The organism is Methylobrevis pamukkalensis, assembly GCF_001720135.1.
GTDB lineage: Bacteria > Pseudomonadota > Alphaproteobacteria > Rhizobiales > Pleomorphomonadaceae > Methylobrevis > Methylobrevis pamukkalensis.
The window spans coordinates 1-6,700 of record NZ_MCRJ01000163.1 but is presented as its reverse complement, the minus strand read 5'-3'; the positions used below and the strand labels follow the sequence as shown (position 1 = coordinate 6,700).

At 68.8% G+C, this 6,700-nt stretch carries 3 protein-coding genes and 1 pseudogene; 1 reads left to right on the top strand and 3 read right to left on the bottom strand.

The genetic code is table 11. The features are described from left to right. Positions 1 to 2,616 (top strand): annotated as a pseudogene (locus tag A6302_RS18740) (hypothetical protein); the annotation flags it as partial. A 314-nt stretch (positions 2,617 to 2,930) separates the two neighbouring features. On the opposite strand, the gene A6302_RS18735 reads toward A6302_RS18740, so the two are convergent. The 3 genes from A6302_RS18735 to fliP form a co-directional block, all read right to left on the bottom strand. Next, complete coding sequence (locus tag A6302_RS18735; protein ID WP_069308307.1) at positions 2,931 to 3,137, bottom strand: helix-turn-helix domain-containing protein; 207 nt, start codon at positions 3,135 to 3,137, stop codon at positions 2,931 to 2,933. A 286-nt stretch (positions 3,138 to 3,423) separates the two neighbouring features. Further along, on the bottom strand, positions 3,424 to 5,622 hold the full coding sequence (locus A6302_RS18730) for an esterase-like activity of phytase family protein (RefSeq protein WP_069308306.1): 2,199 nt from the start codon (positions 5,620 to 5,622) through the stop codon (positions 3,424 to 3,426). A gap of 129 nt (positions 5,623 to 5,751) precedes the next feature. Then, positions 5,752 to 6,420: a flagellar type III secretion system pore protein FliP gene (gene fliP, locus A6302_RS18725; protein WP_069308309.1), complete on the bottom strand. Its 669-nt coding sequence runs from the start codon at positions 6,418 to 6,420 to the stop codon at positions 5,752 to 5,754. Between the last annotated feature and the right edge of the window lie 280 nt (positions 6,421 to 6,700).

The window sequence follows — 6,700 nt, the reverse complement described above, 5'->3', positions numbered from 1 at the left end:
CGCCGGGGGCCCCGTCTGCCGCCCCCCAACCCTGCCGCCGCACCCCCAGCTGCGATCGCCCCGGCAGCTGCCGTCCAGGCGGCGGGCGGGAGCGACTTTGCCGGGGTGGAGCAGCCGGCCGCGCCCTTCGAGGAGAAGGCGGTCAAGGTCGAGATCCAGCGGATCGGCACGGTGAACCGGCTGACCTTCACCTACAAGACGCCCGTGGATGCCGCGCTGTTCTCGCGCGGCGGCGCCCTGTGGATGGTGTTCGACGATGCGATGCCGATCGACCTCGGCCCGCTGCAGGCCGGCCTTGCCGGCATCGCCCGCCGGATCGAGCCGATCAGCGTCAACGGCGCGCAGGCGCTGCGGATCGAGATGGCCGACCCGCTGCTGGCCAGCCTCGATGCGGACGGCACCTACTGGGTGGTCACCATCGGCGACATGGTCGCCCGGCCGACCCGTCCGCTGCCGGTCATGCGGTCGGTGCGGCCCGATGGCCGGGCGGCGCTCGACATTCCCTACGACGGCGCGGGCCGGGCGATCGAGGTGGTGGATCCGGCGGCAGGCGACCGGATCGTCGTCGTCACCGGCAAGGGCGATCCGCGCGGCCTGATCAAGCCGCAGTCCTTCACGGATGTGGAGGCGCTTTCCTCCGCCTATGGTCTGGCCTTCGTGCCGCGCGTCGACGATCTGGAGGTGCAGGTCCGTCAAGGGTCCGGCGTCGCCGTCGAGCGACCCGCCGGCCTGAACATCTCGCTGTCCTTCCCCTCCCGCGACACGGGCTTCGACGCCGGTGGCGACGGGCAGGCGCTTGCGACCGGCGGGTTCGATCTCGCGGCCGCCGCGGTTCCCCCCGCCGAGTTCTGGCCGACGCGCAAGGCCCTGCAGCTGGACATCTCCGCCGCCCAGGATATCGAGGGCCGGGCGGCGGCCTGGCGCCGGCTCATCGCCCTCTACATGGCCGAGGGCCTCGGTCCCGAAGCCGAGGCCGCGCTCGACGTGCTCGGGTCCCTGCGCCCGGAAGAGGCGGAGAACGTCGACTTCAAGCTGCAGATGGCGGGCGCAAAGGTGCTTTCGCACAAGCCTGCCGAGGCCCTGTCCCTGCTGGCCGACGAGGATCTCGAGGCGAGCCCCGAAGCGGCCGTGTGGCGCACGATCGCGGCGGAAGACAACCGCAATCATGCGGAGGCGCGGCGCAGCCAGCCCCGCGGCGAAACGGTGATCGGCGCCTTCCCGAAAACCCTGCAGAACCGCTTCCTGCTTGCCTCGGCAAGGGCGGCCGTCGGGGTCAACGATTTCGGCGCCGCGGTCTCGGCGATCCGCCAGATCGATCGCGCCGGCCTCGACCGCAATGACGCCCTGGCCGTGGACATACTCAATGCCCGCATGGCCGACGCCAATGCGCGGGCCGTCGATGCCCTGAGCCTTCTCAACCGCGTGGTGCTGCAGGGCGATGGCGCGGAAGCCGCCGAGGCGACGCTGCGGCTGGTGCGCATCCAGCACCGCGAGGGCATCCTGACGGTGCCGCAGGCAATCGACCGGCTGGAAGGCCTTGCCGCCTCCTGGCGCGGCGACGAGATCGAGCTGCAAGCGCTGCGGCTGCTGGCCCAGCTCTCGGTGGAGAACGGCGACTGGCGGCGCGGCTTCGAGGCGATGCGCACGGCCAACCTCGTCAATGCCGATTCGGACACGACGCGGCTGATCAGCAACGAGATGAGCGCCGCCTTCGCCGCGCTCTACCTCGACGGCAAGGCCGCCGAAATGGAGCCGCTGAAGGCGCTCGCGCTCTACTACGACTTCAAGGAACTGACGCCGATCGGCCACCGCGGCGACGAGATGGTGCGCAAGCTCGCCGACCGGCTCGTCGATGTCGATCTGCTGGACCAGGCCGCCGCGCTCCTGCAGCATCAGGTCGATCACCGCCTGAAGGGTGCGGCGCGCGCCCAGGTGGCGGCCGATCTTGCCATGGTACAACTGCTCGACCGCCGCCCGGATCGGGCGCTCGCGGTGTTGGGACGCACCCGCCAGGCCCAGCTTCCGGCCAGCATCGAGCGGCAGCGGCGGCTGGTGGAGGCAAAGGCGCTCGCCGACACCGGCAAGACCGACCTCGCGCTCGAGATGGTCGGATCACTGTCCGGTATCGATGCCGACCGGCTGGTCGCCGACACGCTCTGGTCGGCTGCGCGCTACCAGAAGGCGGGCGAGCAGTTCGAGCGCCTGCTGGCCGCGCGCTGGAGCGACGCCGTGCCGCTGACCGACATCGAGCAGGTCGAGGTGCTCAAGACCGCGATCTCCTATGCGCTCGCCCCCGATCCGATCGGCCTTGACCGGCTGCGCGGCAAGTTCGCGGCGAAGATGGCCACCTCGCCCAAGGCGGCGATCTTCGACGCGGTCACCGGTCCGATCGACGTCAGCGGCCACGAATTCCGGGTGATCGCGGCCAACATCGCGGCCATCGACACGATGCGGGCCTTCCTGGCCGACTATCGCAGCCAGTTCGTCGACCGCGGTCCCGCTGACGGGCCGGAGGTGATGCCGGCGGCACCGGAGCCCGCGCCTGCACCTGCGCCGGCGAACGTGTCGGATGCGCCCGAGGCCGCGGCGCCCGGCGAGGCGGTGGGGCAGGGTTGAGGTGTTGGACCGAGGGATGGGCTGAGGGCTAAAGTCGTGACGCATGGGAGCAGGAGCACGACCAGTGTGCTGCGCCCGTCAAGCCGGCCCAACTGCGGACGAATTCCTCGACTTGATGGCTGCGCACGCAGACAGGTGGTCGGCGCGTGCCGCCTCGTCGCCGCATGGGCAGGATCGTGATTTCGGGCACCGTATCTGATCATCCGTGGCAGCACCGACATCATCATGACCGCAGAGGCCGATGCCGCCTCAACCGCGATCTCCGGCGGCTTCAACGGCATCCTCCGCGCAGCGGCCTGATCACGGACAAGGGCTCATTCGGTGTAGTCGGTCACGCCCATGCGGATCGCCATGCAGGCCAACGCGACAACCTTCGGGATCACAACCGCCCGGCCATCCTCGCGCCGTACACCGCGGTCGTAGTTCTCGACCGCAGGCTTCGACAACCCTAGGGCCTCTGCTGCGGCAGCCTGGGTGAATCCAAGCGCCTTGCGCCATGCCTTGAACTGCTCACTGGTCATGGTATCATTCTTCTACGGTGGAGGTGATGCAGCTTCACTCCGGTGGGATCGGGACTTTCGCCCGGCCCCCGTTGACTTAGAACTTGATCGTCAGTGTCAGGCGCCAACCAAACCATCTGACGGTCAACCTAAACCGGAAGTCGCGGATGTGTCCGCATCCTGATGTCCGTTCGCTCAGAATCAGCAAAGGCCGCCGGACGGGAAATCGTCCGGCGGCCTTTGTCATTGTGCCTGTCTCGACCTGCGAAGGAAGGCCGCCCCCCTGGGTGCGGCCCTCGATCACCCGTCAGTTGCTGACGGCGAGCGGTCCGAGCTTGACGAAGATCGTCTCGCCCGAGGAGTCGTCCACGCCGTCGTTGTCGGTGACGAAGTAGGCGTCGCCGGCCTTGTCGACGGTGAAGCCTTCGACCTTGTCGACGATGAAGCCGTTGCCGGACGCCAGATCGGGCATCAGGTCACGCACCAGGGTCTTTTCGACGACCGGCAGCTCGCCGCCGAGCGGGGCGGGGGTCACCGTGGAGAGATCGACGCTGTAGACCGCCTTCAGCTTCGCGGCCTCGCCGATCTGGTTGTCGCGCTCGATGATGATCGCCTTGCCGCCTTCGACGGCGGTGATCTCGGAGAGACCGACCCAGCCGGCTTCGGCCTTCTCGAGCGGGTAGTGGACCGCGCCCCAGGTCTTGGTCGCCGGCTTGTAGGCCAGCAGCTTGACCATGCCCTTCGGATCGTCCTTCCACTCGCGCTGCACGGCGAGCCAGACGGTGGTGTCGTCGCCCGAACCGGTGACGGTCACGCCTTCGTAGCCGAAGCGCTCCTGATGGGCCTCGAGTTCGGCCGGCAGCGCGACCTCCTCGACGATGGCGCCGGAGGCGTCGACGCGCAGCAGCGCATGCGGCACTTCCTTCTTGGCGTCACCTTCGGAGGCGAGCCAGAAGCCGCCCTCGGCCGCCGGCGCGATGCCTTCGAGGTCGAGCTTCTCGGCGGTCTTGCCGTCGCGGGTCACGGTCATCTCGCCGGTGATGATCGCGGGGGTCCGGGTGGCATCGATCGTCAGGACGCGCGGGGCGGCCGAGTAGAAGCTGTCGGTGACCGCGTAGAGCTTGCCGGCGTCGGCCGGATCGGCGGCGAGGCCCGACAGGGCGCCCCAGGCGATCGGCGCGCTGGTGCCGTCGTTGAGCGAGCGGATGGTCGGATAGACGGGCGTGCCCTCGGCGCGCTCGAAGATCATGACGTGGGCGCGCACGCCGCCGTCCTCGATCAGGTCGCTTTCGTTGGCCGTCACCAGCAGGTTGCGCGCGGGGATCGCGAGCACGCCTTCCGGACCGATGCCCGACGGCAGGATCTGCAGGAGTTCCGGCGCCGCGCCGGTTTCCTTGTAGACGGCGACGACCGACGACCGCTCGGAAGCGACGAAGATCAGGGTCTCGTCGCCGAAGGCGCCGGCCTCGACGCCCTCGATCTCCACGCCCTTCTTGTTGCGCTTGTCCGGATAGTGGCCGAGCGAGACGATCTCGCGCTCGAGGCTGGCGCCCGACTCGTAGGAGACGGTGCCGTCCTTGTTCCAGATGGTGAAGCCGCGGCTGCCACCCTTCCAGTCGCCTTCGTTGGCGGTGACGAAGCGATTGGTGTCGATCCAGGCAAGGCCATCGGGCTCGCGCGCCACGCCGGTCATGGACCCGGTCAGGTCGATCACGCCGTCCTTCTTGGTGTCGATGCCGTCGAGATCGACGGTGCCGGCCGAGAAGCTCGCCTCGACGGTGCCGGTGGCGGCGTCCACGACGACGATGTGGTTGTTCTCCTGCAGCGTCAGCGCGATCTTGCCGTCGGCGTTGATCGAGACGAACTCGGGCTCCGGATCCTCCGGAACGACTTCGGTGACGCCGGCGAGATCTATCTTCTTCAGGCCGGCGCAGTCGGCGGCGCCGTCCTTGACCGGGACGACGACAAGGAAGCCGGCGGGAAGCTGCGGCAGGGCGGCGTCGTTGATGTCCTCGTCGCGCTCGTTCTCGATCGCGATGGCGATGAAGCCGCCGTCCTTGGTGGCGGCGACCGAATCGGGCTGGCCGCCGAGATCGCAGGTGGCCGTGACGGTCTTGCCGGCGAGATCGACGGTGGCCAGATGGCCCGACGGTTCCGTGTAGCTCTTCGAGGTGACCACGCCGACGAAGGCATTGCCGCCGATGATCTTGACCGAGGTCGGCTCGCCGCCAAGGCCGATGTAGCCGGCCGGCTTCGGCGCGGCGGCATCCGTGATGTCGATCAGGCCAAGGCCTTCGCCCGGGCTGTCGGTGTAGGCGAGGAGGGTGCCGTCCTCGTTGGCGGTGATGATCTCGGCGACCGCCTCGCGGCCCTGGTCGTCGGCGCCGAGGTTGGCGGTGACCGGGAAGGTGGCGACGCGGTTGAACACCGGCTCGGCATGGCCGGCCAGCGTGGTCGCGGCGAGAAGGACCGTCGCCAGAGAGACGGTGATGGCAGGTTTCGTCATGGTCGGAAGCCCCCGTACGGATGAATGCGGTACGGGGTTTGGTAGCGCCTGATGGATGACGCTCATGTGACAGTGACGGTGACAGGGACCGGGCGGACAGGCATTGCCCGCGCAAGAACGGGCGCGGCGTCAGCCGAAGCTGCGCACGAGGCTTCCGGCCAGAAGCTGCCAGCCGTCGACCAGCACGAAGAAGATCAGCTTGAACGGCAGCGAGATCACCACCGGCGGCAGCATCATCATGCCCATGGCCATCAGGATCGAGGCGACGACCATGTCGATGATCACGAAGGGCAGGTAGATCAGGAAGCCGATCTCGAAGGCGCGGCGCAGTTCGGAGATCATGAAGGCCGGAATGAGGATGCGCAGGCTCACGTCCTGGGGCGTCGCGGGCGCCGGAGTCTCGGAGAGATCGACGAACAGCTGCAGGTCGGTCTCGCGCACATGCTCCAGCATGAACTCGCGGAACGGCGCGGCGGCGAGATCAAAGCCCTCGGCCAGTTCCACGGTACCCTCGATCACCGGGCTGATGCCGGCCTCATAGGCCCGCTCGAAGGTCGGCTGCATGATGAAGGCGGTGAGGAACAGCGCCAGCGACACCATCACCGCGTTGGGCGGTGCGGTCTGGAGGCCGATGGCGGTGCGCAGCAGCGACAGCACCACGACGATCCGGGTGAAGGAGGTGACCATCACCAGGATCGACGGGGCAAGGCTCAGGACCGTGATCAGGCCAATGAGCTGGACGGCGCGTTCGGTGAGCGTCGTGCCGTCGCCGAGCGAGATCGAGACGTCCTGCGCCATCGCGGGCAGGGCGCTGGCGAGCAGGACGCGGCGGTGATGGCGGCGGCAAGAACCGTCCCGCGTGCCACCGGCCTGCGGCCGGCTGCCCGGCCGACCCGGCGTCCGGCCGGCGCCGTGACGGCGGCGGCCGGACGGATCGACCATCGCGATGTCATGACGCCGACTTCGGCTTTCCGCCCGTCAGTTCCTCGAGCAGCCGGGTCATCTCGTCCTCGAGCGCATCGATGCTGCCGGACGACTCGGCGGGCTTGGCCTTGCCGGCGCCTTCAGGCGCGGGCGC

What these genes read in the sequence shown, in the direction of transcription:
- A6302_RS18735 (WP_069308307.1), bottom strand. Translation starts at nt 3,137, where the DNA reads ATGACCAGTGAGCAGTTCAAGGCATGGCGCAAGGCGCTTGGATTCACC.
- A6302_RS18730 (WP_069308306.1), bottom strand. Translation starts at nt 5,622, where the DNA reads ATGACGAAACCTGCCATCACCGTCTCTCTGGCGACGGTCCTTCTCGCC.
- fliP (WP_069308309.1), bottom strand. Translation starts at nt 6,420, where the DNA reads ATGGCGCAGGACGTCTCGATCTCGCTCGGCGACGGCACGACGCTCACC.